The organism is Pseudoflavonifractor sp. An85, assembly GCF_002161235.1.
In the GTDB taxonomy this organism is placed as follows: domain Bacteria; phylum Bacillota; class Clostridia; order Oscillospirales; family Oscillospiraceae; genus Enterenecus.
In genome coordinates this window covers 1-26919 of record NZ_NFHE01000032.1, presented here as the reverse complement: position 1 = coordinate 26919, position 26919 = coordinate 1, and the positions used below count along the sequence as shown (strand labels likewise).

At 59.9% G+C, this 26919-nt stretch carries 24 protein-coding genes; 5 read left to right on the top strand and 19 right to left on the bottom strand.

Annotated elements, in window-relative coordinates; genetic code table 11:
• Nucleotides 1-140: 140 nt before the first annotated feature.
• The 13 genes from B5G37_RS12110 to B5G37_RS12050 all read right to left on the bottom strand — a co-directional run bounded on the left by B5G37_RS12110 (nt 141) and on the right by B5G37_RS12050 (nt 12456).
• Nucleotides 141-905: a 4Fe-4S binding protein gene (locus B5G37_RS12110; protein ID WP_087257956.1), complete on the bottom strand. Its 765-nt coding sequence runs from the start codon at nt 903-905 to the stop codon at nt 141-143.
• Nucleotides 906-994: 89 nt separating this feature from the next.
• Nucleotides 995-2773 (bottom strand): aspartate--tRNA ligase, encoded by a 1779-nt coding sequence (aspS, locus tag B5G37_RS12105; RefSeq protein ID WP_087257953.1) that lies wholly within the window; start codon nt 2771-2773, stop codon nt 995-997.
• A gap of 38 nt (nt 2774-2811) precedes the next feature.
• Nucleotides 2812-4188 carry a histidine--tRNA ligase gene (gene hisS, locus B5G37_RS12100; protein ID WP_087257950.1) on the bottom strand — a complete coding sequence of 459 codons (1377 nt, stop codon included), beginning with the start codon at nt 4186-4188 and terminating at the stop codon, nt 2812-2814.
• A gap of 82 nt (nt 4189-4270) precedes the next feature.
• Nucleotides 4271-4684 carry a methylglyoxal synthase gene (locus tag B5G37_RS12095; RefSeq protein WP_087257947.1) on the bottom strand — a complete coding sequence of 138 codons (414 nt, stop codon included), beginning with the start codon at nt 4682-4684 and terminating at the stop codon, nt 4271-4273.
• 27 nt (nt 4685-4711) lie between these two features.
• Nucleotides 4712-5446, bottom strand: a complete 735-nt coding sequence (locus B5G37_RS12090; RefSeq protein WP_087257943.1) for an AAA family ATPase — start codon at nt 5444-5446, stop codon at nt 4712-4714.
• 109 nt (nt 5447-5555) lie between these two features.
• Nucleotides 5556-6266 (bottom strand): 16S rRNA (guanine(527)-N(7))-methyltransferase RsmG, encoded by a 711-nt coding sequence (rsmG, locus tag B5G37_RS12085; RefSeq protein WP_087257941.1) that lies wholly within the window; start codon nt 6264-6266, stop codon nt 5556-5558.
• Nucleotides 6267-6282: 16 nt separating this feature from the next.
• Entirely contained in the window at nt 6283-6612 is a 330-nt protein-coding gene (locus B5G37_RS12080; protein WP_087257937.1) for a hypothetical protein, read from the bottom strand.
• On the bottom strand, nt 6609-6995 hold the full coding sequence (gene mscL / locus B5G37_RS12075; protein ID WP_087257934.1) for a large-conductance mechanosensitive channel protein MscL: 387 nt from the start codon (nt 6993-6995) through the stop codon (nt 6609-6611). The genes B5G37_RS12080 and mscL overlap by 4 nt, the downstream gene beginning before the upstream one ends.
• Nucleotides 6996-7016: 21 nt before the next feature.
• On the bottom strand, nt 7017-8318 hold the full coding sequence (gene serS / locus B5G37_RS12070; protein WP_087257931.1) for a serine--tRNA ligase: 1302 nt from the start codon (nt 8316-8318) through the stop codon (nt 7017-7019).
• Nucleotides 8319-8337: 19 nt separating this feature from the next.
• On the bottom strand, nt 8338-9222 hold the full coding sequence (locus B5G37_RS12065; protein ID WP_087257928.1) for a ParB/RepB/Spo0J family partition protein: 885 nt from the start codon (nt 9220-9222) through the stop codon (nt 8338-8340).
• A 48-nt stretch (nt 9223-9270) separates the two neighbouring features.
• A complete protein-coding gene (locus B5G37_RS12060) occupies nt 9271-10029 on the bottom strand; it encodes a ParA family protein (protein ID WP_087257925.1) in 759 nt (252 codons plus the stop codon).
• Between the two features lie 658 nt (nt 10030-10687).
• Entirely contained in the window at nt 10688-11485 is a 798-nt protein-coding gene (locus B5G37_RS12055) for a ParB/RepB/Spo0J family partition protein (protein ID WP_087257922.1), read from the bottom strand.
• 119 nt (nt 11486-11604) lie between these two features.
• Nucleotides 11605-12456, bottom strand: coding sequence for a YitT family protein (locus tag B5G37_RS12050; protein WP_275532988.1), 852 nt, complete (start codon nt 12454-12456; stop codon nt 11605-11607).
• Between the two features lie 229 nt (nt 12457-12685).
• Between B5G37_RS12050 and B5G37_RS12045 the strand changes: the two genes are divergently transcribed.
• From B5G37_RS12045 to B5G37_RS12025, 5 genes are all read left to right on the top strand, one after another.
• Nucleotides 12686-13255, top strand: coding sequence for a xanthine phosphoribosyltransferase (locus B5G37_RS12045; RefSeq protein WP_087257919.1), 570 nt, complete (start codon nt 12686-12688; stop codon nt 13253-13255).
• Nucleotides 13256-13419: 164 nt separating this feature from the next.
• On the top strand, nt 13420-14649 hold the full coding sequence (locus tag B5G37_RS12040) for a BMP family ABC transporter substrate-binding protein (protein WP_087257916.1): 1230 nt from the start codon (nt 13420-13422) through the stop codon (nt 14647-14649).
• Nucleotides 14650-14800: 151 nt separating this feature from the next.
• Nucleotides 14801-16381 carry an ABC transporter ATP-binding protein gene (locus B5G37_RS12035; protein WP_087257913.1) on the top strand — a complete coding sequence of 527 codons (1581 nt, stop codon included), beginning with the start codon at nt 14801-14803 and terminating at the stop codon, nt 16379-16381.
• Between the two features lie 3 nt (nt 16382-16384).
• On the top strand, nt 16385-17494 hold the full coding sequence (locus B5G37_RS12030) for an ABC transporter permease (RefSeq protein ID WP_087257910.1): 1110 nt from the start codon (nt 16385-16387) through the stop codon (nt 17492-17494).
• Nucleotides 17487-18482: an ABC transporter permease gene (locus B5G37_RS12025; protein ID WP_087257907.1), complete on the top strand. Its 996-nt coding sequence runs from the start codon at nt 17487-17489 to the stop codon at nt 18480-18482. The genes B5G37_RS12030 and B5G37_RS12025 overlap by 8 nt, the downstream gene beginning before the upstream one ends.
• Nucleotides 18483-18828: 346 nt before the next feature.
• Here the strand turns inward: B5G37_RS12025 and B5G37_RS12015 are convergent, their stop codons facing one another.
• The 6 genes from B5G37_RS12015 to B5G37_RS11990 form a co-directional block, all read right to left on the bottom strand.
• Nucleotides 18829-19275: a nucleoside deaminase gene (locus B5G37_RS12015; protein ID WP_087257901.1), complete on the bottom strand. Its 447-nt coding sequence runs from the start codon at nt 19273-19275 to the stop codon at nt 18829-18831.
• Nucleotide 19276: 1 nt separating this feature from the next.
• Nucleotides 19277-20017: a peptidylprolyl isomerase gene (locus tag B5G37_RS12010; RefSeq protein ID WP_242962881.1), complete on the bottom strand. Its 741-nt coding sequence runs from the start codon at nt 20015-20017 to the stop codon at nt 19277-19279.
• 33 nt (nt 20018-20050) lie between these two features.
• Complete coding sequence (locus B5G37_RS12005; RefSeq protein ID WP_087257898.1) at nt 20051-20827, bottom strand: hypothetical protein; 777 nt, start codon at nt 20825-20827, stop codon at nt 20051-20053.
• A 127-nt stretch (nt 20828-20954) separates the two neighbouring features.
• Nucleotides 20955-22301, bottom strand: a complete 1347-nt coding sequence (locus B5G37_RS12000; RefSeq protein WP_087257896.1) for a butyryl-CoA:acetate CoA-transferase — start codon at nt 22299-22301, stop codon at nt 20955-20957.
• A 309-nt stretch (nt 22302-22610) separates the two neighbouring features.
• The gene (locus tag B5G37_RS11995; protein WP_087257894.1) at nt 22611-23870 is read right to left on the bottom strand and encodes an acetyl-CoA C-acetyltransferase; all 1260 of its coding nucleotides are present in this window, start codon (nt 23868-23870) and stop codon (nt 22611-22613) included.
• 180 nt (nt 23871-24050) lie between these two features.
• On the bottom strand, nt 24051-26669 hold the full coding sequence (locus B5G37_RS11990) for a calcium-translocating P-type ATPase, PMCA-type (protein ID WP_087257891.1): 2619 nt from the start codon (nt 26667-26669) through the stop codon (nt 24051-24053).
• Between the last annotated feature and the right edge of the window lie 250 nt (nt 26670-26919).

Genomic DNA, 26919 nt, shown 5'->3' with positions numbered 1-26919 from the left:
ACGCCGATGGAGAAGCACGAGCTGTATCTCGCTGCATAAAAAGCGGCCAGCAGCACATAGGCTACTGGCCGGGAAAACTTTATATTTTTTCACTGTCCTCTTGACGGGGAGCAGTTCACATGCCCCGGGCTTTGTTGCATTTAGAGAAATAGTTCGCACGCCTTGGGCTGGGTGCAGGCCTTTTTCAGCTTTAAGCTGGCCGCAGAGAGCACCAGGGGGTTGACACTGCGGGAGTGTCTGGGACACACGGACACGCAGCGCATGCAGGAAATGCAGGCCTTCTCATCCACCTGAGTGGGCTGATCCACCGGAATGGCCCCCACGGGGCAGGTTTGGGCACACAGGCCGCAGCCCTGGCAGCTCTTTCCCGCCTTGGGGTGCATGGGAATGACGCCAAAGGGGCGGTAGGGCCGGTTTCCAGGCAGAGTGAGGGGCTGCGGAAGGGTGCCTTCCTCCAGGCGGCGGCCAATCTCCTGGCCAAAGGCGGTGAGAGTGGCCTCATCGGCCTGGTTGGGCCGCCCGGCGGCAAACTTCCGCAGGATGGAGTGCTCGGCCACAGCGGCCACCCCCGCCACGCAGGAGAAGCCTGCCTGGGTCAGCAGGTCTTGCAGCTCCACCAGGGTGTCCTCATAGGCCCGGTTGCCGTAGACACACACCAAAATGGCCCGGGCGCCGCCGCCCTGGATTTGGGCCAGTCGTTGCGCGGCGGGCTGGGGCACCCGCCCGCCGTAGGAGGGGACGGAGACCAGACACACGTCCGAGGAGGAGAAGGACAGGGAAGAGAAGTCCCGGCTGCGGTCGGTGAGGTCCACGGCCTCCACTGAGGCGGCCAGGGTGTGGGACAGGATATCGGCCACCCGTTGGGTGCCGCCGGTGGGGCTGAAGGTGATGGAGTAGAAATTCATGGCAAACATCTCCTAGTTGATATGAGTATACAGAAAAAACGGAACCCGGGCCGGAGAAAGGCATGTGCTTTCTCCGGCCCGGGGGAAGCTTACTCTTCTTCCTGCTCCACGCAGACAATGCGCAGCTCGTCCAGCTGCTTGGGGTCCACGAAGGAGGGGGCGCCCATCATCAGGTCCTGGGCGTTCTTGTTCATGGGGAAGGGGATGATCTCACGGATGGAGTCCTCACCGGCCAGCAGCATCACCATGCGGTCCACACCGGGGGCAATGCCTGCGTGGGGGGGAGCGCCATAGGTGAAGGCGTTGTACATGGCGGGGAACTTGCTCTTCACGTCGTCCTCGCCCAGACGCACCAGCTGGAAGGCCTCCAGCATGATCTCGGGGTCGTGGTTCCGCACAGCGCCGGAGGACAGCTCCACGCCGTTACACACCAGGTCGTACTGGAAGGCGGTGATGGTCAGGGGGTCCACCTCACCGGCAGCGGCCTTCTTCAAAATCTCCAGGCCACCGTTGGGCATGGAGAAGGGGTTGTGGCAGAACTCCAGCTCGCCGGACTCCTCGCCCATCTCGTACATGGGGAAGTCCACGATCCAGCAGAACTCGTAGCGCTCGCGATCCATGTGGTTGGGGCAGAAGTTACCCAGCTTGGAGCGGAGCACACCGGCGGTCTTCTGGGCGGTGAGCAGCTTACCAGCAGTCAGACCCACAAAGCAGCCGGGAGTGAGGCCCAGAGCCTCCACCACCTGCTCCTTGATGGGCTGGACAAACTTGGCGATGCCGCCCACGATCTCGCCCTTCTCGTCGTAGCGGAACCAGTAGGCCTTCTCGCCGGACTGCACTTCTACCTCGGCGCACAGGCCGTCAATCTGCTTGCGGGTGCCCACAAAGTCGGTGACCACAATGGCCTTGACAGTGTTGCCCTCGAAGGGGCCGAAGCCGCAGCCAGCCAAAACCTCGGTGGCGTCGGTGAGGGTCAGGTCAATGCGCAGGTCGGGCTTGTCGGAGCCATACTTGTCCATGGCCTCCAGGAAGGGGATGCGGGTGAAGGGAGCCTGAGAGGCCACGTTGTAGGTGCCGTACTTGGCGAAGATGGGGGGCAGCACACGCTCCAGAACGGCGAACACGTCCTCCTGATTGGCAAAGGCCATCTCCATATCCAGCTGGTAGAACTCGCCGGGGGAGCGGTCGCCACGGGCGTCCTCGTCCCGGAAGCAGGGGGCAATCTGGAAGTAACGGTCAAAGCCGGAGGCCATCAGCAGCTGCTTGAACTGCTGGGGCGCCTGGGGCAGAGCGTAGAACTTGCCGGGGTGCTTGCGGCTGGGCACCAGGTAGTCCCGGGCGCCCTCGGGGGAGGAGGCGGTCAAAATGGGGGTGGTGATCTCCATGAAGCCCTGGTTGGTCATGGCCTGACGCAGGGCGGAGACCACGTTGCAGCGCAGGATGATGTTGTTCTTCACCTCAGGGTTGCGCAGGTCCAGATAGCGGTACTTCAGACGCTGGGTTTCGTCTGCCTCCCGGCTGCGGTTAATCTGGAAGGGCAGCTCGTTGTGACGGCAGCGGCCCAGCACGGTGATGGCGGAGGGTACCACCTCAATGTCGCCGGTGGGCAGCTTGGGATTCTTGCTGTCACGCTCCCGGACTACGCCGGTGACCTGGAGGGTGGACTCCTTGTTCAGGTCCTTGATGGTGGCCATCATCTCGGCGGTCTCAATGACCACCTGGGTGGTGCCGTAGAAGTCACGCAGCACTACAAAGGCCAGGTTCTGGCCCACCTCACGGACGTTTTCCATAAAGCCAGCCAGGGTGACGGTCTGGCCGACATGCTCCATACGCAGCTCCCCACAGGTGTGGGTACGGGATTGAACCATGTGAAATCAACTCCAAATAGTATTATTTATCTCGGATATTACGCTTTGTGGTCAGGCTCCCGGATGGGTTCCACGCCTGCCATGCGCTCGTTCAGCTTGGTGGCGATGGTGGACACTGCCTCAGACACCGGCAGGGTCTCCTGCTGACCCGTGGTCATGTCCTTGACGGACACGGCATTCTGGGAGATTTCGTCGTCCCCCAGGAAGGCCACATAGGGCACGCCGATCTTGTCGGCGTAGGTCATCTTCTGCTTGAACTTCTTCTGCTCGGTGTACAGCTGGGCCCGCACGCCGGCACTGCGCAGCTGGGTGGCAAAGGAGATGGCGGGGGCCAGGTCCTGGGTCATGGGCAGAATGAGTACATCGGCGGGAGCGGTGACCATCTCCTCGTTGAGGTAGCCCTGGTCCTCCAGCACAAAGAACAGGCGGGTGAGGCCAATGGAGATGCCCACGCCGGGCAGCTGCTTGTCGGTGTAGTACTCGGCCAGGTTGTCATAGCGGCCGCCGGAGCAGATGGAGCCGATCTCCGGGTGGTCCAGCATGGTGGTCTCGTACACGGTGCCGGTGTAGTAGTCCAGGCCACGGGCAATGGTCAAATCCACGGCAAAGTGGGTCTGGGGCACGCCGAAGGCGGAGAGGTACTTGACCACGGTGGTCAGTTCCTCCAGGCCATGGTCAAACAGCTCGTGGCGGCCCTGGTACCCTGCCAGAGCGGCCAGCACATGGTCGTTGTCACCCTGGATGGCGATGAACTTCAAAATCTCATCGGCCTGCTCGGAAGTGATGCCAATCTCCTCGCCGGTGAGCAGGGCGGCCACTTTCTCGGGGCCGATCTTCTCCAGCTTGTCCACGGTGCGCATGATGTCACCGGACTTGTCGGTGAGGCCCAGCATGGCGTAGAAGCCGTTCAAGATCTTCCGGTTGTTCACCCGGATCTGGAACCGCTTCAATCCCAGGGCGGTGAAGGTCTGATAGATGATGGAGGGAATCTCCGCCTCGTTGACGATGTCCAGCTTGCCGTCGCCAATGATGTCGATGTCCGCCTGATAGAACTCACGGAAGCGACCCCGCTGGGCGCGCTCGCCCCGGTACACCTTGCCGATCTGGAAGCGGCGGAAGGGGAAGGCCAGGTCTGCGTAGTGCAGGGCCACATATTTGGCCAGAGGCACGGTGAGGTCAAAGCGCAGGGACAGGTCGGTGTCGCCCTTCAAAAATCGGTAGATTTGCTTCTCGGTCTCGCCGCCGGCCTTGGCCAGCAGCACCTCGCTGGCCTCGATCACCGGAGTGTCCAGAGGGGTGAAGCCGTAGCGGGAATAGGAGGAGCGCAGCAGCTCCACCATGCGGTCAAACTGCACCTGACGCTGGGGCAAGAGTTCCATAAACCCAGAGAGGGTGCGGGGTTTTTGTTTTGCCATGTGAATCGGACTCCTTACAGCTAGAATGGGGCTTGTTACAAAGCAAAGAGGTGTTGCCTGGGCAACACCTCCGAAAATGAACTCAAACTTTTAAGGGGGTGGAGGGCTTGATGATCTCGCGCCAGTTCAAATCGCCTCGGGCCAGGCCGTGGATGAGCATCTCGGCGGTGGCAGCGTTGGTGGCGATGGGCACGTTGTTCTGGTCGCACAGACGGGTGATGTAGTGCAGATCCTGGTCCAGATCATCGGCGTTGGGGTCGTTGAAAAACAGCACCATGTCAATTTCATTGTAAGCAATGCGGGCGCCAATCTGTTGCGCGCCGCCGTGGGCATGGGCCATAAACAGCTGGACAGGCAGCCCGGTGGCCTCCGCCACCAGACGACCGGTGCGGCTGGTGGCACACACGGTATGCTTGGAGAGGATGCCGCAGTAGGCGATGCAGAACTGCACCATCAGCTCCTTCTTTGCGTCGTGACTCATAAGAGCAATGTTCATGGGAATCCTTCCTTTCTTGTTGGTCGGTCAGCGGATGTGAAGCAGCGGCACTCGCTGGCCCAGCAGACGTTTGGCAATGTTGAGATAAGCTGGCGCAGCCCCTTTGTAAGTGGTCAGCACCAGTGGGACACTTTGTGCGGCGGCCAGGGTGACCTGAGGGTCCTCGGGCACCATGCCCAGCAGGGGAATGCCGGCGGTGTCCATGGCCGCATCAATGGTGGTGCGCAGCTTTCCAATCATCCGGGGTTGCACCCGGTTGACCACCAGGTGGATGTCCTCCATCTGGCCCATGAGCTTGGTCACCGCCCGCTGGGCATCCCGCAGAGCGGCGGGCTCGGTGGCGGAGACCACAATGGCCCGGTCGGCGGCATACATAGCCAGCTGAAACCCGTCGCCCAGTCCCGCCGGGGAGTCCAGAAAAATAAAGTCGTAGTAGTCCCGGGCCTCGGTGATCACATCCCGAAACCCCTTCAAATCCAAGTGGATCAGGGACAGGGGGGCGGTGAGGAGAAACAGACCCCGAATCTTGGGGTGCTCTGCGGCGGCAGTGAGCAGGGGACAGCGGTGTTCCATGACGTCGGAAAAGTCCATCACCGCTCGGTCAGACATGCCCAGGGCAATGTCCAGGTTGCGCAGACCGATGTCCACGTCAATGCACAGCACCCGTTTGCCCAGAGCGGCCAGACAGGAGGCCACGCCTGCGGTGAGGGCCGTTTTTCCCGTCCCACCCTTTCCAGATGTGACCATTACCGATGTTCCCATGTCTTAGCCTCCTCCACAACAAGAAAATCATATCATGAATTGTTTTATATCGCAATGTTTTTTACAGCATAGGCGAGAAAAAATGTAAATCCGTCGGCAAAGCCGACCGTTATAACGGCGCCTTCTGCATCTTCGCCCACCGGCGGGGGTACTTGGCAGGGCAGGGGGCCACCTTCTCCACCACCACCACCCGGTGGGTGATGTCCGTGTGGGGAATCTGGTAGTCGTAGCAGCCTTTCAGCTGCCCGCCCAGAGTGGCAATGGCCTTTTCCGCCCGGTCCAGCTCATCCTGGCAGTCGGGGCCCTTCATGGCCAGGAAACGGCCGCCCACCTTCACAAAGGGCAGGCACATCTCGCACAGAAGCCCCAGGTCCGCCACCGCCCGGGCGGTGGCATAGTCAAACTGCTCCCGCAGGTCGGGGTCTTGCCCTGCCTCCTCGGCCCGGGCGTGGAGGGTGGTGACATCCGTAAGGCCCAGCGCATCCGCTACCCTCTCCAGCCAGGACAGCCGCTTTTGCAGCCCGTCCAGCAGGGTCAGAGACAGGGTGGGGCACAGGGTTTTCAGCACCATGCCGGGGAAGCCTGCCCCGGTGCCCACGTCAATGAGCTTGGCGTGCTCCAGCCGCCCACAGTTTAAAAGGGGCGCGCAGTCCAACATGTGCAGGGTGGCCACGTCAAAGGGCTGGGTAATGGCGGTGAGGTTCATCACCTGGTTTTGCTCAATTAATAGATTACCATACTTTGCCAACTTTTCCGCCCCATCCTGGGGATAGGCGGGCAGGTCCAGCTGGGCAAGGCCGGTTTCAATGAGTTGTTTCATGGGGGTCGTTACCTCCTTACAGGGCGGCCAGATTGGCCAACAGAGCGGGGAGGCCCAGCCACAGCCCCAGCACCACCGAGGCCACACAGGCCACCAGCATGAGGATGCTGCCCACCAGGCCGCCGGGGGCGGTACCTTGGCGCTGGCGGTGTACCACGATGAAGGGCACGCCCACCCCCAGGGGTACCAGCAGCAGAGGCGCGGTGCCAGGGAGGGAACGGGCGGTGGCCAAGGTGTATGTGACCACAGCGGTGAGCATGAGCATGTACACAATTCCCACCCAGGCCGCTACCCGCTTTTCAAAGGAGGCGGGGGTGTAATCGGAGTGGTTGGGTTGCTCCGTCATTCCTTGCCCTCCTTCAGCAGGTCACGAATTTCGGTCAGCAGCAGCTCCTCCTTGGAGGGCTTGGGGGCGGGGGCGGCCTCCTCCTTCTTCCGGTGCAGCCGGTTGAAGGCCTTGACGATGCAGAACACGGCAAAGGCCATGATGATAAAGTTGAGCACCGCTTCAATGAAGCTGCCATAGGCAATGGTGGCAGAGCCCAGGGTGAGGGTCAGATCCGAGAAGGACACCCGGTTCACCAGCAGGCCCAGCAGGGGCATGAGAATGTCGTTGGTCAGGGAGTCGGTGATGGACTTGAAGGCGCCGCCGATGATGACGCCTACCGCCAGGTCCAGCACGTTGCCCCGGTTCAAAAAGGTCTTAAATTCCCGAATAAAGGCTTTCATAGGTCAATACCTGGCCTTTCCTTAGTGCTTGGGAGTGAGCACGGACTGACCGCCCATGTAGGGACGCAGAGGCTCGGGAATGGTGACGGAGCCGTCGGCCTGGAGGTTGTTCTCCAGGAAGGCGATGAGCATACGGGGAGGAGCCACCACGGTGTTGTTCAGGGTGTGGGGCAGGTACATACCGTTCTCGCCCTTGACGCGCATCTTCAGGCGGCGGGCCTGAGCGTCGCCCAGGTTGGAGCAGGAGCACACCTCGAAGTACTTCTGCTGACGGGGGGACCAGGCCTCAATGTCGCAGGACTTTACCTTCAAATCGGCCAGGTCGCCGGAGCAGCACTCCAGCTGGCGCACGGGGATGTCCAGGGAGCGGAACAGCTCCACGGAGTAACGCCACATTTTCTCGTACCACTCCATGGATTCCTCGGGCTTGCACACCACCACCATCTCCTGCTTCTCGAACTGGTGGATGCGGTACACGCCGCGCTCCTCAATGCCGTGGGCGCCCTTCTCCTTGCGGAAGCAGGGGGAGTAGGAGGTGAGGGTGTAGGGCAGGGAGGCCTCGGGAATGATCTGGTCGATGAACTTGCCGATCATGGAGTGTTCACTGGTGCCGATGAGGTACAGGTCCTCGCCCTCAATCTTGTACATCATGGCGTCCATCTCGGTCTGGCTCATAACGCCCTCCACCACGTTGCCGTGGATCATGAAGGGAGGCACGCAGTAGGTGAAGCCCTTGTTGATCATAAAGTCCCGGGCGTAGGCCAGCACGGCGGAGTGCAGGCGGGCAATGTCGCCCATCAGGTAATAGAAGCCGTTGCCAGACACACGGCCAGCGGAGTCCAGGTCGATGCCGTCAAAGGACTCCATGATGGCGGTGTGGTAGGGCACCTCGAAGTCGGGGGTGGCGGGCTCGCCGAACCGCTCCACCTCCACGTTGAACTCGTCGCTCTCGCCAATGGGCACGGAGGGGTCAATGATGTTGGGGATCTTCAGCAAGATGGCGCGAATTTCCCCGGCCAGCTTGCCCTCCAGCTCCTCCAGCTCAGCCAGACGGTCGGCGTTGGCCTTGACCTGGGCCTTGACGGCCTCGGCCTCTTCCAGCTTGGAGGGGTCCTTCTTGGCCTGGCCCATGAGCATGCCGATCTGCTTGGACAGGGAGTTGCGGGAGGCGCGTAGGTTGTTGGCCTCGGTCATGGCGTCGCGGTTCTGGCGGTCCAGCTCGATGACCTGATCCACCAGGGGCAGCTTGGCATCCTGAAACTTCTTTTTGATGTTTTCTTTGACAATTTCGGGGTTTTCCCGGATGAATTTGATATCTAACATGGTAATTCTCCTTTATCAGTTACTCCTGGTTGTGCTCCATGTGGGGCAATTTCTCCAGCTGCTCCAGCAGGTTGTTCAGGTCGTCCACATTATAATACTCCAGCTCGATGCGGCCCTTTTTCTTGCCTGCGGTGATCTTCACCTTGCGGCCCAGATGGGAGGCCAGCTGTTGCTGGGCCTGGTCAATATACATCTGGTGTTCGTGGATGGGCTTTTCCTTTTTCACCTTGGGCTCCAGGGTGAAGTGCTTGGCGGCGGCCTCCGCCTGGCGCACGGACAGGCCCTGCTCGGCGATCCAGTCGGCAAAGGCACTCTGGGCCTGCTCGCCCTCCACCATGAGTACCGCCCGACCATGACCGGCGGACAAGGTGCCGTCGGCCAGCTTCTCCCGGACGGCAGGGGGGAGGGAGGTGAGACGCAGAGCGTTGGCGATGGCGGGGCGGGACTTGCCCATCCGCCGGGCCACTTCCTCCTGGGTCATACCGTAGTCAGTGAGAAGGACCAGATATCCTTCCGCTTCTTCCATGGGGTTCAGGTCCTCCCGCTGGAGGTTTTCAATGAGGCCCAGCTCCATGACCTTGCGGTCGTCTGCCTCAATGATGACCACGGGAACCTCGCTGAGGCCTGCTTCTTTGGCGGCCCGCCACCGGCGTTCGCCCGCGATGATCTGATAATATCCGGTGGAGAGACGGCGGACGGTGAGGGGCTGGATGATGCCATGCTCTCGGATGGAGTCCGCCAAATCTGCCAGAGATTCCTGGTCAAACCGCTTCCGGGGCTGGTTCAATCCAGGCTCCACCTGGGAGATGGGCAGCTGCACGGAACCGGCTTCCTGGGTTTGCAGGGCGGCGTCACCCATGAGAGCGCCCAGGCCTCGGCCTAAGCCGCCTTTGACTTTAGCCATGTGAAGTCTCCTTCCTTTCTGTAAAATGACAATGTTTCACGTGAAACATTAGGCTTTGTTTTTGTTGTGAAACTCCTGGGCCAAGGCCTCGTAAGCCTCTGCACCCCGGGACCATTTGTCGTAAGACAGCACCGGCTTGCCGTGGCTGGGGGCCTCGGACAGGCGCACATTGCGGGGGATGACGCTGGCATACACCTTGCCGGGGAAGTACCGCTTGACCTCCTCCGCCACCTGCATGGACAGGTTGGTGCGGCCATCGTACATGGTGAGCACCACGCCCTCCAGCTCCAAAGTGGGGTTGAGGGAACGCTTGGCCAGACGCACGGTGTACATCAAATCGCTGAGACCTTCCAGGGCGTAGTACTCACATTGCACCGGTACCAGCAGGGTGTCGGCGGCGCACAGGGAGTCCAGGGTGAGCAGCTCCAGGGAAGGGGGGCAGTCGATGAAGATATAGTCGTACTTGGCTTTGACTTCCTCCAGAGCGTCTTTCAGCCGGTACTCCCGCCGCTCCATGGCGATGAGCTCCACAGTGGCACCGGACAGGGCTTTGTTGGAGGGCACCACATCCGCCCAGTCGGTGGACACAATGGCCTTGGACATGGGGGCGTTTCCCAGCAACACGTCATACACACTGGGGGAACGGGACTTGTCCACCCCGAATCCGGAGGTGGCGTTGCCCTGGGGGTCAAAGTCGCACACCAGCACCTTGTGCCCCTGTTGAGACAGAGCGGCGGCCAGATTGACACAGGTGGTGGTCTTTCCCACACCGCCCTTTTGGTTGACAATGGCAATGGTTTTTGACATAACAGAACCCGCCTTTTTTAAAAGGATAAACAGAACTGATTTTGATTATACCGTTTTATTATAAATTTTTCAACCATCACAGTGTAAGAAAAAATGGATGTTTCACGTGAAACAATGGGGATGCTCCGCTGGGTGCGCGCTCCGCTGAGGCCCGATTTCTCCCCGATGAGAAATCGGGGAAAGAATCGCCTAAGGGTTGCACCCCTAGGTACCCTGCTGGGGTCAGTAGCCCTATGGCCCTGGATAAAACCCAACCGGCCCAGGGGTAAGCGATACTCTGTGCCACGACTTCCGCTCACCGCTCCACGTTCCAGTGTGGATAGCAGTTGCCCGAGAACGATAGGGCCTGCCATAGGTGGTGACTACCAGCCTGCTCCCAAACCAGACGTTGTTACCAAAGAAGCACTACGGGTTCTACACGGAGAGCATCAGCGGCAGCGGCGCAAGGAGGACAGTCAATCCTTTTACCTTAGCGTCGGCGGGGGATGCACCAGCGCCGTGCAAGGAGACCTAGGGGGGTACCCAGGGGGGAACGCCCTGGGCGATTCTTTGGTGACTTTCCCATCGGGGAGAAAGTCACCCCAGCGGAGCGCGTAGACGCGCAGAGATTATATATAATAAAGGAAAACGCCGTCCCCAAGCCGGGACGGCGTATGTCTTATTCCGCTGGTTTGTGAATGTGTATGGTCACCCGAACCCCATCCTCCACTTCTTCTTTTGTATACTGGGTGTGCAGCCCCGAGGCCTCCATGAGGGACACCGAGCGGCGTAGGGTATTAAAAAACAGCCGCACATCCTTGATGCGCAAAATAGGGGAGGGGGTGTGGGGCTTTTCCTCCACCTGGCACAGCTTGGCAATGTATGCCTCCGACTGGGCCACCGTGAGGTTGTGGCGGACGATGTACTGGGCGGCCTTGCGCTGGGCCTCTCCGCCATCCAGCTTGAGAAGAGCACGGGCGTGGCGCTCGGTGAGCTGGGCTTGGCGCAGAATGTCAATGACATCGGGGGGAAGTTTCAACAGCCGCAGCTTGTTGGCCACTGCCGACTGGCTTTTGCCCACTCGCCGGGCCACCTCGTCCTGGGACAAGTGATAGAGGGTGATAAGGCGGCGCAGGGCAATGGCCTCTTCCCACACGTCCAGGTCCCGCCGCTGGATGTTCTCCACCAGAGCCAACAGGGAGGAGGTCTCCGCATCCGTCTGCATTACAAGACAGGGCACGGTGGTCATCCCCGCCAGTTGGGCGGCCCGCAGCCGCCGCTCCCCGGAAATGAGTTCCCAGTGGTCGCCGGTTTTGCGCACCGTCAAAGGCTGCAAGATGCCCAGCTGAGCGATGGAGTCGGACAGCTCTTGCAATTCCGCCGGAGAGAAGATGCTTCTGGGCTGGTTGGGGTTGGGCTGGATGCTGTCCACCGGAAGTTCCAGGACCTGCCGACGGTCCTTTGTAAAAAGTGCCATTCCTCATCGTCCTCCTACGAGAAACCCGGAGGTTCTCGGTATTTTTCCACATTGTAGCACGAAGCTGTGGAAAAATTCTGTCGGAGCATGGATGAAGAATGGCACAAAGTGTTTTTTCTTTAGGCTCGCAAAAAGCCCTTGCCGAAAATTTCGCTGGAGTTGGTAATCAGCATAAAGGCGTGAGGGTCAATGGCCTTCAAGTGGCGGCGCAGGGCCACGGCCTGGGCCCGGGACAGCGCGGTGAGCACCACCCACTTGTCCTGGTGGGAGTAAGCGCCCTCGCCCTTCCAGAAGGTGGCAGAGCGGTGGAGGTCGTGGGTAATGAAGTCGCACACCTCTTTGGGGCAGGAGGTCACCAGAATAAAACTCTTTTTCCGGTTGAGGGATTCAATCACCGAGTCCACCAGCACGGATTTCAGCACCAGGCCCAACAGGGAGAACAGACCGGTCTCCACATTGATGAGCACCAGGGTGGAACCGGCGATGAGCACGTCCACATACAGCAGGGCCATGCCAATATCCAAACTGGTATATTTTTTCAAAATCATGGCCAGGATGTCGGTACCGCCGGTGGAGCTCTGGGCGTTGAACAAAATGGCAGAGCCCAGGGCGGGGAAGATCACGCCGAAGAACAGCTCCAACAGCTTCTCGTCGGTGAGAGGGCCGGACATGGGGAACAGCCACTCCATGCCAGTGAGCATACCGGAGAACAGGAGAGAGCAGTACACGGTGCGCACGCCGAAGCCTCGGTTGAGGAATATAAATCCCAGAAACAGGAAAAGTACGTTGATGACCGAGGCGAACAGGGAGGAGCTGATGGAGGGGAAGATGGACGAGAGAATGACGGCGATACCGGTGACGCCGCCGGTGGAAAATTGGTTGGGGAATTTGAAGAAGTATGTACCAATGGCCACCATACCAGTACCCACGGTGAGCAGGAGAAATTCCCAAATCCATTGTTTGGCCTTCACAAAAGAAAACCCCCATTTCTCAGTGTAATTGGTCTAATTTGGAACAATTTCTACAAAATGTTGCCGGCCTTTCTAAAGTGTAAATATTGTACCAGAAATACCACTTGACAACAAGCAAGATATGTGCAAAAAATAGAATGGAACAATGGGAGATTTTTTGTTAAAATATCAGGTATCTTATTTCATCGGAACGGGTAAGACTTGGTCAGAGAGAGAGGAGCGGTGAACGGTGAAACTGTTGGAACAGCGGATTCGGGAAGACGGAGTCATGGAAGGCGAGGACGTATTGAAGGTGGATAGCTTCCTCAACCACCAGATGGACGTGAGCCTGTTTGCTGAGATGGGCAAGGAGTGGGCACGCCTGTTTGCAGGAGATAACGTGACGAAGATTCTCACCATTGAGGCCTCTGGCATTGGCATTGCCTGCGTGGTGGCCCAGCAGTTTGGGGTGCCGGTGCTCTTTGCCAAGAAGAACAAGACCAAGAACATTGCCGGAGAGGTGTACTCCGCCCAGGTGGAATCCTTCACCCACGGCCGGGTGTACGATATTATTGTGTCCAAGAAGTTCTTGGGCCCCGGGGACCGGGTGCTCCTCATTGATGACTTTTTGGCCAACGGTGCAGCCCTCCAGGGCCTCATCAAGCTGGTGCGGGATTCCGGCGCCACCCTGGTGGGCGCTGGCATTGCCGTGGAAAAGGCCTTCCAGCCCGGAGGAGAGATGATCCGCAATATGGGTGTGCGGGTGGAATCTCTGGCCCGGATCAAGTCCATGAGCTCCAAGGGCATCGAATTTTGCTAAGTCGTATGTTCTCCCGTGCGCATGTCCCGGGAGAACATGAATTTCATGGATGTTCCCGCCAGGGGGCGGGAAAACTCTGCGAGATAGATTTCTTAAAAGGCAGCGCCTTTTTGGAAATAATAGAAGGAATGGAAACAGGGAACTTTTAAGGAGGAAGCAAACCTATGAAAAAGCGTATTCTTGCCCTGGCAATGGCTGGTGTGATGGCCCTGAGCTTGGTGGCCTGCTCCGGTGGCACCGACGAGGACTCCATGAACACCAACGCTGGCACCGCCGACAGCGACTTTAAGGTGGGCGCCATCTACATCAACAAAAAGACCGATACCGCTGGTTACACCTACGCCCACCACAAGGGCATCACCACCGCCATGGAGGAGCTGGGCCTGGACCCTGAAACTCAGCTGGCCATCGTGGACGAGGTACCTGAGGAGGACGACAAGGTGGCTGCCGCTGTGGACACCCTGGTGGGTGAGGGCTGCGACATCATCTTCGGCATCTCCTTTAATTACCTCAACGCCATGAACGCCAAGGCGGAGGAGTACCCCGAGGTGATCTTCTCCCATGCTACTGGCTACCTGTCCAACGACACCAACTTCAACAACTACTTCGGCCGCATCTATCAGGCCCGTTACCTCACCGGTGTGGCCGCTGGTTTGAAGAGCCTGGAGACCGGCAATAATCATGTGGGCTACGTCTCCGCCTTCGGCACCCAGTACGCCGAGACCTGCTCCGGCATCAATGGCTTCACCCTGGGTGTGCAGTCTGTGAACCCCAACGCCACCGTGTATGTCAAGGAGCTGGGCAAGTGGAACGACGAGCAGAACGAGTACGCCTTTGCCGAGGAGCTCATCAACAGCTATGACTGCGGCGTCATCGCCCAGCACTGCGACTCCGCTCAGCCTCAGATTGCCGCTGAAAAGGCCGGTGTGTTCGGCTGCGGCTACAACTCTGATATGACTGTGGACGCCCCCAACGCCCACCTCACCGCTGCTGTGTGGAACTGGGATGTGTACTACAAGGAAGCTATGGAGACCGCTATGACCTGCGGCGGCGCGGAGAACTTTGTCACTGCCATGGGCGGCTCCGCCTACTATGAGGGCCTGGTCAAGGGCCTGGTGGGCGTGTCCGAGCTCAGCGACAACTGCGCCCCCAACACCCAGGCTTACATGGACGCCATTGTGGAGCTTCTGGCTTCCGGTGAGTGGGATGTGTTCTCCGGCGTGAAGCTGTCCTACACCGTGGGCGACGATGGCTCTGTGTCCATCACCCAGACTCCCTCCGCTCTGAAGACCAACGACGGCAAGGAGATCGTGCCCGCCGGCGGCAAGAGCGTGGAGGACTCCGTCATCACCGGTACCATGAACTACTTCGTGGAGGGCGTGAAGGTGGGCTAAGGCCCCGCCCTCAAATTGAATCCAGCCCTGAACTCGTCCGGGCCGGCCGGGAAAACCGGTCGGCCCGGAGTTTGTTTTTTCCTGGTTCCCACCCCGCTGGTGGGGAATGGGAAAAAGCGAACTTCAACCAAGAGAGAAGGAGGCAGATTGCATGGCAGAAGAATACGCCGTGGAACTTCGTGGCATCACCAAGACCTTCGGTCCGGTGGTGGCCAACCACAACGTCAACCTGAATCTCCGAAAAGGAGAGATTCTCTCCCTGTTGGGAGAGAACGGTTCCGGAAAGACCACCTTGATGAACATGCTCTCCGGTATCTACACCCCGGACAGCGGCACCATTCTGGTGGACGGCCAGCCGGTGACCATTTCCTCTCCCCAGGACGCCAAACGCCTGGGCATCGGCATGGTGCACCAGCACTTCAAGCTGGTGGACGTGTTCTCCGCTGCCGATAACATCTGGATGGGGGCCCAGGAAGCGGGATTTGTGCTGAAAAAAGACCGCTACCAGAAGATTGAGGAGATGGCCAAAAAGTTCGGCTTCGACCTGGACCCCCGCAAGCAGGTGCGCAACATGGCCGTGTCGGAAAAGCAGACCCTGGAGATCATCAAGGTGCTCTACTACGGGGCCAAGGTGATCATTCTGGATGAGCCCACCGCTGTTTTGACTGTGCAGGAGATCGACAAACTCTTTGGCGTGCTCCGGCGCATGCGGGACGAGGGCCACTCCATTATCATCATCACCCACAAGCTCAATGAGGTGATGGATATCTCCGACCGGGTGGCCATCCTCCGCAAGGGCGAATACATCACCACCGTGGACACCAAGGATACCAACGAGCAGGAGCTCACCGAGTGGATGGTGGGCCACAAAATTGACCTGAACATTGAGCGGCCCAAGATGGAAAAACTCAAGCCCCTGCTGGAGATTCGGGACCTGACCATCCGCAGCGACGAGGGTAACGTGGCCATCGACAACGTCAGCTTCTACATTCGAGGCGGCGAGATGCTGGGCGTGGCAGGCATCGCCGGGTGCGGCCAGAAGGAGCTGTGTGAGGCCATTGCAGGCCTGCGGCCCATTGAGTCGGGCAAGATGATCCACAAGGGTGAGAACATTGTAGGCCTCAGCCCCAAGGAGATTCTGGCCAAGGGCATCTCCATGTCCTTCATCCCTGAGGACCGATTGGGCATGGGCCTGGCCCCCTCCATGTCCATCACGGACAACATGATCTTGAAAAACTACGCCGACGCCAAGGGTCCCTTTGTGGACCGCAAGACGGGCCGGGAGGACGCTCAGAAGGTCATCGACGAGCTGGGCGTGGTCACTCCCTCCACCGAGACCCCGGTGCGCCGTCTCTCTGGCGGCAACGTGCAGAAGGTGCTGCTGGGCCGTGAGATTAAGGCTGGCCCCAACGTGGTGGTCACCGCCTACCCGGTGCGCGGCCTGGACATCCACTCTTCCTACGCCATTTACAACATCCTCAACGAGCAGAAAAAGAGCGGCGTGGGCATCCTCTTCGTGGGCGAGGATCTGGACGTGATGATGGCCCTGTGTGATAAGATTCTGGTGCTGTGTCACGGCAAGGTCATGGGCGTGGTCCACGCCCACAAGACCACCAAGGAGGAGCTGGGCCTGATGATGACGGGCAGCCTGGATTTGACCCACAAGTACGAGGACAAGCCCGCCGGCTACGCCGCGGACACCTTGTTCCAAGAGGAAGGGGAGGAGAAGTAAGCCATGCGTGTGCACATCGTCAAGCGGGAAGATTGCCCGCTTTGGAAAAAGATCCTCCTGGTGGTGGGCGCGGTGGCCCTGGCCCTGATTTTGGGCGGGCTGGTGCTGCTGGCCATGGGAGTCAATCCCCTGGAGTACTACTTCAAAATGTTCACCATGGGCATGGTGGGCAACAAGATCGCCTATAAGGCGGTGGAAAACTACCTGAAAATTGTGGTGCCTCTGATTCTCACCGCTCTGGGCCTGTCCCTGGCCTTTAAGATGCGCTTTTGGAACATCGGCGGCGAGGGCCAGTTCATCGCCGGAGCCATTGCCGCTGCCGCGGTGGCCTTTCAAGCGGGGCCGGTGCTGCCCGAGCCTCTGGTACTCCTTCTCATGTGCGTGGCGGCCATGGTGGCTGCCGGACTGCTGGGCCTGTTTGTGGCGGCTTTGAAGGTGAAGTTCGGCACCAACGAGACCCTGCTCACCCTGATGCTCAACTATATCGTGCTCTATGTGCTGGTGTTTCTGGGGGAGACCAAGGCGGACTGGAACTTCTTTTTGAGTGCGGAATCCGCCCGCCCCACCTTTGCCAGCTTTGCCTCTCTGGCCTCCTTCCCCAAGATCATGCTGGGCAAGTTCGGGCTGAACATCTGCGTGCTCATTACGCTGGCTCTGGGCGTGCTGGTGTACATCTACCTCAAGCGCACCAAGCAGGGCTATGAGATTGCTGTGGTGGGCGACTCCATGGGCACCGCCCGGTATGCGGGCATGAAGGTCAGCGCCATTGTGCTGCGCACCGTGTTCCTCTCTGCCTGCCTCATCGGTCTGGCTGCCGCCTTCAAGGTGGGCACCGCCGGCATCCTCTCCGCCTCCATCACCGACGATGTGGGCTGGACGGGAATCATTGTGGCCTGGTTGGCGCAGCTGAGTACCGTGGGCATCTTCCTGGTATCCGCCCTCATCGGCGTCCTGCAATACGGATCCACCGCCGCAGCCACCACCTTTGCCTCGGTGGATTCCAGCTTTGCCGACATGCTCCAGGGCGTCATCCTGTTCCTGGTGCTGGCAGCCGACTTCTTCACACGCTTCCGCGTGGTCATCGCCAAAAAGGAGGTGGAGCGCCATGGATGATAAGCTGAACATTGTCACCACATTCCTCCACAACATCATTGTCTACAACATCCCGCTGCTCTATGGCACTGTGGGTGAGATCACCATCGAGAAGTCGGGCAGTCTGAACCTGGGTGTGGAAGGCACCATGGCTGTGGGCGCCATCTTCGGCTATATTCTGGGCTGCTACGCCAATTCCATGTTGGTGGGCGTACTTCTGGCCTTCCTCACTGCGGCCCTGTGCGGCCTTATCTTCGCCGTGCTCACCGTCACCCTGCAGGCCAACCAGAACATTACCGGCCTGACCATCACCACCTTCGGCCTGGGCGTGTTCTTCTTTGTGGGCAACGGCGTGAAGGCTGTGAGCTGGCCCGCCATGAACAACTACCCCAACATTCAAAACGGCTTTGCCAACCTGCCCATCCCGGGGCTGTCCAAGATTCCCGTGCTGGGCGAGGTGCTCTTTGACCACAACATTCTGGTGTATCTGGGCGTGGTCATTGCCCTGGTGATGTGGTGGTATCTCAAGTACACCCGCACGGGGCTGCGCCTGCGCTCGGTGGGTGAGAACCCCGCCGCCGCCGACTCCGTGGGCATCAACGTGCGCCGGTACAAGTACCTGCATATTATGCTGGGGTCCGGTATCATGGGTATTGGCGGCTACTACATGGGCCTGAACATGAATGGCTCTCTGTCCTCCAGCTGCTGGATCAACGGCTATGGCTGGATTGCCGTGGCCCTGGTCATCTTCGCCAACTGGAGCCCCGCTTTCGCCATTGTGGGCACCGTGGTGTTCGGCTTCTTCAACACCCTGCGGGTGTCTGGCCCCTCTCTGGCCGGGGCTTTCCCCGAGACCCTGGGTTGGCTGGCGGGCGTGCCTTCCCAGCTGTACCAGGCTCTGCCCTTTATCATCACCGCCCTGGTGCTCATTGCCACCTCGGTGAAAAAGAGCAAGAACAGCGGCCAGCCCGCCGCTCTGGGCTTGAACTACTTCCGGGAAGAGCGATAAGAACGCAAAAACTTCCACACCCTTGGAAAAGGATGTGGAAGTTTTTTGTGTAGCTAAAAAGCCTCGCAGAGTTTCACCGCCTTTAGGCGGTGAAAAAATTATAATTTGTCATTTTCCAGGACATGAGCATGGAAAATGACTCTTCCCATGGAAAAGGGAAACCTTTTCCATGGGAAGATAAAAGCCCCGGAGCCGCTTGCAAAGCTCCGGGGTTTTTATAAAAGGATGGAGGATAGAATGAAAAAGAAAGGATATCTCTTGCAAGTCTTATATTACGCAACAGTCGTTACAAAAGTTTGTGCAGAAGTGTTACAAAAGTATTAAATGATGAAAAGCCTTTGTAAACTCACCGGAGGGCGGAGAAAAACTCCTCCAAAATCCCCCTACATTCCCCTTCCAGCAGGCCGCCATAGATGCGGGGATGGTGGTTGAACCGCTCCTCGAAGAGGTTGAGCACCGACCCGCAGCAGCCGGATTTGTCCTCCTTGGCACCATAGCGCACACAGGCAATGCGGGAGTTGATGATGGCCCCGGCGCACATGGGGCAGGGCTCCAGGGTCACGTACAGGGTGCAGCCTGTGAGCCGCCAGGAGCCCAGGGTGGCACAGGCCATGTTAATGGCCTCCACCTCGGCGTGGGCGGTGGCACGGCCCTCTTCTTCCCGGCGGTTGCGGCCTCGGCCGATGATTTCACCCTCCGAGGAGACGATGACACACCCCACCGGCACGTCCCCGTGCTCCAGGCAGGCCCGGGCCTGGTGGAGCGCCTCTTGCATATACGCTTCGTGGGTCATATCACTTGTCGGTGTGGATGGTGATGGAGGTGATTACCGGCTGCTCCTCGGCAGGTAGAATCCCTTCGGACTCGGTTTGGTCACAGATGGCATCCACCACGTCCATGCCCTTGGTCACCGTGCCAAAGCCGGCATAATCCCCGTCCAGATGGGGGCTGTCCTCCCGGACGATGAAGAACTGGGAGGAGGCAGAGTTGGGATCGTTGGAACGGGCCATGGAGATGGTGCCCCGGGTGTGGGAGATGGGGTTGTCGTAGCCGTTGGAGGAGAACTCACCCACGATCTCATGCTCCGAGCCGCCAGTGCCATCCCCGTTGGGGTCGCCGCCCTGGATCATGAAGTTGTCAATGATGCGGTGGAAGGTGAGCCCGTCATAGAAGCCGCTCTGGGCCAGCTCCACAAAGTTGGCGCAGGTCACCGGGGCGGCAGAGGGGTCCAACTCCACGGTGATGGTGCCGAAGTCCTTGACCTCGATGTCGGCGGTGTAGGTCACACCTTCCTCCAAAGCGGGGGGATTGTAGGTGTCGGCAGCAGGGGTGGCGGTGGCCGCGGGATCGGTGGTCTGGGGGTTGGAGGTGGCGGTGGGCTTCTGGGTCATCACCACGGCGGCCACCACCAAAATCAGCACCACCACAATGGCGCCAACGCCCCATACCACGGGGCTAATGGTCTTGGAGGGGGTGGGCTGCTTGGTCTTGGGGGCAGAATGGGGATTGGATTTCTTGTGCTTTTTCTTGGACATAGCGGCAGGTTCCTTTCCTAATATGACGTTATATTACAAGTGGAGAATCCCAAGTTCCCATAGACAGCCCAGCACAACGATGATAAAAACCACAATAGCGCCAATGGCCTGTCTGCGCTGGTGCTGTTTGGCTGGTTCTGTGAGGTCCCGGGTGTGCTGCTGGATGTGGGCGTGGACCGCAGGGGGCACGGTGGTCTGGGCCTTCTCGGTGTTCAGGGCATCCACCAGCCACTGGTAGCTGCGCTGGGAGGGGGCCAGGCACTGGTCCAGCTGGTGCTGGAGGGCGTCCAGGGCCACTTCCACATCGTCCAGTTCCATGTGGAAACTCTGGGCCAGCTGGTATTTGGTGTAGCCCCCAACGGTGCTCATGACCAGGAAGAAGCGGGGGAGAGGGGGCAGATCCTGGACCAGGGAGAAGAGGTCGTCGGAGGCGCCCCAGGTCTCAGGCAGGGCCAAGTCCTCCACCTGAGGGCGGTCCAGGAACGGGGGGACGGGCAGATCGCTGAGGAAGGGGTCATCCAGGTTTTGGGGGTGGAAATCGGCGTAGACGGCTTTGCAGTAGCGCACCGCCAGGTCCAGAACGAAGTGGTAGTACCCTTCCAGGGTGTCCATGTCGTCATCCTCGCAGGCGGTCTCCAGCTCCCACAGGTGGCCGTAGGCATAGCGGGCGGCGGTCACCGCCTCATGCTCCTGGCCGGTGAGGAGCAGGGAGACGTAGTACACCTGCTGGCTGCACCGGGTGCACAGCTCCACCATGGCCTCGGGCTGATGCGCGTAGCAGGCCCGGGTATAGAGGTCTTTCTTTTTCATAGGTGAGTGGTCCTTTCGGTTGTTATGTCTCCTAGTGTACACCAAAAAGCAGGGAAAGGGAAGGGGCAGAGAAAGAGACAAGGGCCTGTTGCAACTGCAACAGGCCCTTGAAAAGGCAAAGAAAATCTTACCGCTTGTTGGACTTGCGCCAGATGTGCATGGCCTCGGCGGCGGCAATCAGCTCGTCCCGGAAGCGGGGATCGGCCACGGAAATGAGGCCCTCGGCACGCTCCCAAGTGGTCTTGCCCTTGACGTTGAACATGCCGTGCTCGGTGACCACATAGTGCAGGTTGCTCCGGGTGCAGGTGGCGATGGAGCCCTCAATGAGGGTGGGACGGATGCGGGACTTCACCTCGCCAGTGGCCTTGTCGGTGACGGTGGAGGAGCAGCAGATGAAGCTCTTACCGCCACGGGACAGGTAGGCGCCCATGACGAAGTCCTGCTGGCCGCCAGCGCCGCTGATGTGGCGGGTGCCGGAGGACTCAGAGGAGACCTGACCGAAGAGGTCAATGTCCACCGCCCCGTTGATGGAGATGAAGTTGTCCAGGGTGGACATCCGGGCGATGTCGTTGGTGTAGTCCACGGGGGCGTTCATGCACTCGGGGTTGTTGTCCAGGAAGTCGTACAGCTCCTGGGTACCAGCGGCAAAGGCGTAGGTCTGGCGGCCCTGGTCGAAGTTCTTGCGGGCGCCGGTGATCTTACCGGCTTTGGTCATGGCTACAAAGGCGTCCACGTACATCTCGGTGTGCACGCCCAGGTCCTTCAGGTCGGACTGAGCAATCATCTGGCCCACAGCCCCGGGCATGGAACCGATGCCCAGCTGGAGGCAGGCGCCGTTGGGGATCTCGGCCACGATCTGACGAGCCACAGCCAGGTCGATCTCGGAGGGCTGGCTCAGGCCGGGCATGGTGCCGATGGGGCCGTTGGGGCCCTCCACAATGGCGTTGACCTGGGAGATGTGCACACCGGTGTGGTAGCCGCCCAGGCAGCGGGGCATATTCTCGTTGACCTCCACGATGATGTGCTTGGCACGTGCGCACATGTCATACAGGTGGGAGGCGTTGGGGCCAAAGTTGAAGTAGCCGTGCTGGTCCATGGGAGAGACCTGGAACATGGCCACGTCGATGGGGTCGATGCAGTCCCGGTAGTAGCCGGGCAGCTCGGAGTAGCGGATGGGGGCATAGTAGGCCAGACCCATCTTCACCATCTTGCGCTCTACCCCGGACATGTGCCAGGAGTTCCAGGTGAAGTGGTCGGCGGGATTTTCAATCTGGGCAATGGCGGGCATGTGCAGCAGAATGCCGCCCCGCAGCTTCACGTCGTGCAGCTCACCCATGCGTCCGGCCAAAGCCTGGTCCAGCACCTCGGCGGTGTTGGTGCACCAGCCGTAGTCCACCCAGTCCCCGGACTTGACCACCTTGACCGCTTCCTCAGCGGTGGTGAGCTTCTGACGGTATTCTTCCTGATAGCTCATAAGATACCTCCAAAATAGTAAATCATCATTGTGGTGTGCCTGCGGCACGCTCCAACGTTCCCTTTACACAAGGGCAAATGCTCAAACAAGGGTGTGGGGTGACCCCCCACACCCTTGTCCTTGGATGTTATCACGCTCGGGTTGGACGCATGGTGTGTCTACCCTCACGGACAGATACGCTTCGCACCCTCCGCGACGGTCGCCTTCCCTGCGACTCCAGGCAAACCCGCACAGCCATCGGCTGCTGCTGGGCTTTGCCTGTCGCTCCGGTCCAGGCTCCCTGCTCCCGGGCGCTCAGACGCACTTAAATTACACCTTCTCAAAGATGGTAGCAACGCCCATGCCGCCGCCGATGCACAGGGTGGCCAGGCCGCGCTTGGCGTCGTCCCGCTTCTGCATCTCGTGCAGCAGGGTGACGATGATACGAGCGCCGGAAGCGCCCACGGGGTGGCCGATGGAGATGGCGCCGCCGTTGACGTTCACCTTGTCCATGTCGAAGCCCAGCTCACGGGCCACAGCGATGGACTGAGCGGCGAAAGCCTCGTTGGCCTCCACCAGATCCACATCCTCGATCTTCAGGTCGGCCTTGGCCATAGCCTGACGGGAAGCGGGCACGGGGCCCACGCCCATGATCTTGGGATCCACGCCGCCCTGGCCCCAGCTGACCAGCTTGGCCATGGGCTTCAGGCCGTACTTCTCCACAGCCTCGCCGGAGGCCAGCAGGATGGCGGCAGCGCCGTCGTTGATGCCGGAGGCGTTGGCAGCGGTCACGCGCTGGACGTGCTGCTTGGCATCGGCCTCGTGTACCTGAGTGACCTCAAAGGTGTGAACGATCTCGTCCTCCACGCCCTCGGGACCCACGGGGAAGGCGCCGCGCAGCTTGCCCACGGACTCCATGGTCACGCCAGCCTTGGGGAACTCGTCCACCTTGAACTCCACCATTTCCTTCTTCTTCTTCACCATCACGGGAACGATCTCGTCCACGAACTTGCCGGCAGCCTGAGCGGCCTCGGTCTTGTTCTGGGAGCTGACGGCGAAGGCGTCCATCTCCTCACGGGTGATGCCCCACACGTCGGCGATGTTCTCAGCGGTGGTGCCCATGTGGTAGTTGTTGTAGGCGTCCCACAGACCGTCACGGATCATGGTATCCACAACCTTCTTGTCACCCATGCGGGCGCCCCAGCGCTCGTTGGGCAGAGCGAAGGGAGCGGCGGACATGTTCTCAGTGCCGCCGGCCACGATCACGTCGGCGTCGCCAGACAGGATGGCACGAGCGCCCTCGATGACGGACTTCATGCCGGAGCCACACACCATGCCCACGGTGTAAGCGGGGACGGAGTAGGGGATGCCAGCCTTCACGCTTACCTGACGGGCGGGGTTCTGGCCCTGGGCAGCGGTGAGGATGCAGCCGAACATGACCTCGTCCACCTGCTCAGGCTTCACACCGCCACGGTTCAGGACTTCCTTGACCACGGTGGCGCCCAGGTCCACAGCGGGGACGTCCTTCAGAGAGCCGCCGAAGGAACCCACGGCGGTACGGCAACAGTTGACCACGTAAACTTCTTTCATGATGTGTAACCTCCAGTTTGATGTATCAAAATATCTTCTTGGATGTCGTAGTTAAGCAGATTATACTTCTAGATTGTGAAAAAATCAACAATATATTTTTGTGCACGTAGTAGAAAAAATATGGTAGTTGAGGGAATACTTCTTATAAAATATCATGTAATGTACGAAATGGTCAAATTCTTAACGAAAAAATGCCTTTTCCACCTCAGAGAATACCACAGGAGTTATGGACAAAATCACAACAACCAACCATTGGAGGGGGGAGAGAACAGTGACGGAAAATACCGCCATGAGAGGGGGGAAGAGGAGCACCGCCAGCTGCAGGGCGCAGCCCACCACAAAGGCCTGATTCATGGCAGGGTTGGAAAAGAGGCCCAGGGAGAAGATGGATTGCCGGGAGGAACGCACATCAAAGGCGTGGAACAGCTGACAGAAGGTGAGGGTGGCAAAGGCCATGGTGTTGGCAGTGGCATCTGCCCGGGTGGGGTCGCCCAGCACGTACTCCCCCAGAAAATAGGCCAGAAGGGTGAGCGCGCCCACCAGTGTCCCCTGCCAGATGAGGCGGATGGCAAAGGAGGGGGTGAACAGGGGCTCGTGGGCGTCCCGGGGCGGCTGGTCCATCACGTCCGCCTCCACCGGCTCCAATCCCAGAGCCAGGGCGGGCAGGGAGTCGGTGACCAGGTTCAGCCACAAAAGCTGTACCGGCACCAGAGGAGCCTGGTGGAAGTGGAAGAGGGTGGCCAGAAAGAGGGTCAAAATCTCTCCAATGTTGCAGGAGAGCAGGTAGTGGATGGATTTTTTGATGTTGGCGTAAATGCCCCGGCCCTGTTCCACGGCGTGGACGATGGTGGCGAAGTTGTCATCGGTGAGGATCATGTCCGCCGCCCCTTTGGCCACGTCGGTGCCGGTGATGCCCATGGCGCAGCCGATGTCTGCGGCTTTCAGGGCGGGAGCGTCATTGACCCCGTCCCCGGTCATGGCCACCACGTACCCCTTCTTTTGCAGGGCCTGGACGATGCGCATTTTGTGTTGGGGGGACACCCGGGCGTACACGGTGAACCGGTCCACCTCCTGTTCCAGCATGTCCTGGGGCATAAAATCCAAATCTGCCCCGGTGAGGGCCAGGTCTCCCTCTCGAAAAATGCCCAATTCCTTGGCAATGGCTACGGCGGTGAGCTTGTGGTCCCCGGTAATCATCACCGGCCGAATCCCTGCTTGAAAGCACTGGGCCACCGCCTGCTTCACCTCCACGCGAGGGGGGTCAATGAGGCCCATCAGTCCCACAAAGGTGAGGTCATGTTCCAAAAATTCCTCCAGCTTTCCGTGGGGGGGCAGTACATCCACGTCTTTGTAGGCGCAGCCCAGCACCCGCAGGGCATTTTGGGCCATGGCGGCGTTGGCGCTCTCCACCTGGCGCAGGGTGGCCACATCCAGAGGCACCGGAGCCCCGGAGAGAATGTGGGTGCACCGGGAGAGGAGCACGTCCGGGGCACCCTTCACCATTACCCGGTACCGCTCCCGCAGGGGGTGGACGGTGGTCATGAGCTTGCGTTGGGAGTCAAAGGGAATTTCGGCAACGCGGGGCATTTCCTCCTCCAGCATCTCCTTGTCCAGCCCTTCCTCCAAAGCCGCGTCCACCAAGGCGGTCTCGGTGGGGTCCCCCAACAGGTGGGGCACCCCGTTTTCGTCGTGGTTCAGGGTGGCATCGTTGCACAAAGCCCCCACAATCAGGGCCTCCAGCCGGTGTTTTTCTTGGGCGGTCCACACCTGTACCACCGTCATGCGGTTCATGGTGAGGGTGCCGGTTTTGTCTGAACAGATGACCCCGGCACAGCCCAGGGTCTCCACTGCCGGGAGTTTTTTGACGATGGCGTGGTGACGCACCATGCGCTGTACCCCCAGGGCCAGCACAATGGTGACAATGGCGGGCAGGCCCTCGGGGATGGCGGCCACCGCCAGGGCCACCGCGGTGAGAAACATATCCAGCAGGGGGATGTGATACAAAAGGCCAATGCCAAACATCACCGCACACACCCCCAGACAGGCAAAGGACAGGGTGGAGGAGATCTCCCCCATCTTCCGCTGTAAGGGGGTGGTGGGGTCGTCCTGGCCCAGCAGCATCCCCGCAATGTGTCCCACCTGAGTTTCCATGCCGGTGGCGGTGACCACACAGGTGGCCCGCCCCCCGGTGATGACGGTGGAGGAGATGACCATGTTGGACTGGTCTCCCAACTCGGTGTCATGGGGAAGCGGCGACCCCGCCTCTTTGGATACCGGCACCGACTCCCCGGTGATGGCGGATTCGTCCGCCTGGAGTTGGGCGCTATGTAAAATGCGGGCGTCGGCGGGCACCAGGTCCCCCGCCTCCAGCTGGATGATGTCCCCGGGCACCAGCTGCCGGGTGTCCAGCCGCAGGAGTTGGCCGTCCCGCACCACCTTGGCCAGGGGCGCGGACATCTGTTGCAGGGCTTCCAGGGCCTTGTGGGCGCTGTTCTCCTGGGTGATGGAGATTACCGCATTGACCACCACAATGAGCAGGATGATGACTGCCTCCACCCAGTCCTCCCCGCCGGTGGACAGCAGGGACAGCACCGCTGCGGCCAGCAGCACCAGAATCATGGGGTCTTTGAGCTGGAGAAGAAAACGCACCGCCAAGGGGGTTGGTCGGGGCTTTTCCAGCTGGTTGGGGCCGTATTGGGCCAGACGTTGATGGGCTTGGGCGGAGGTAAGCCCCCGGGTGGGGTTGGTGTCCAGGTCCGAGACGGCCTGGGCGGTGGTTTTGGTGTACCACTGGGTCATACGCATGCACTCCTTCTTTGGTTCACAGGGGGAGAAAGAGGACAAAAAAAGACCAATCCGCACGAGAAATGCGCGGATTGGTCTATATTTTTCTCTTCTCTGTGCCCGCTGCACGTAATTTTGTGGGTGCATTGTATCAGGGGGCAAAGGGAGAGGTCAAGGGAAATATGACGAGGGGATTAACCCACGGCCTGGGACTCCACGGCCCCTTCATCGCCACTGGCGGAGGGGGCGGGGGAAGTAGAGGGGG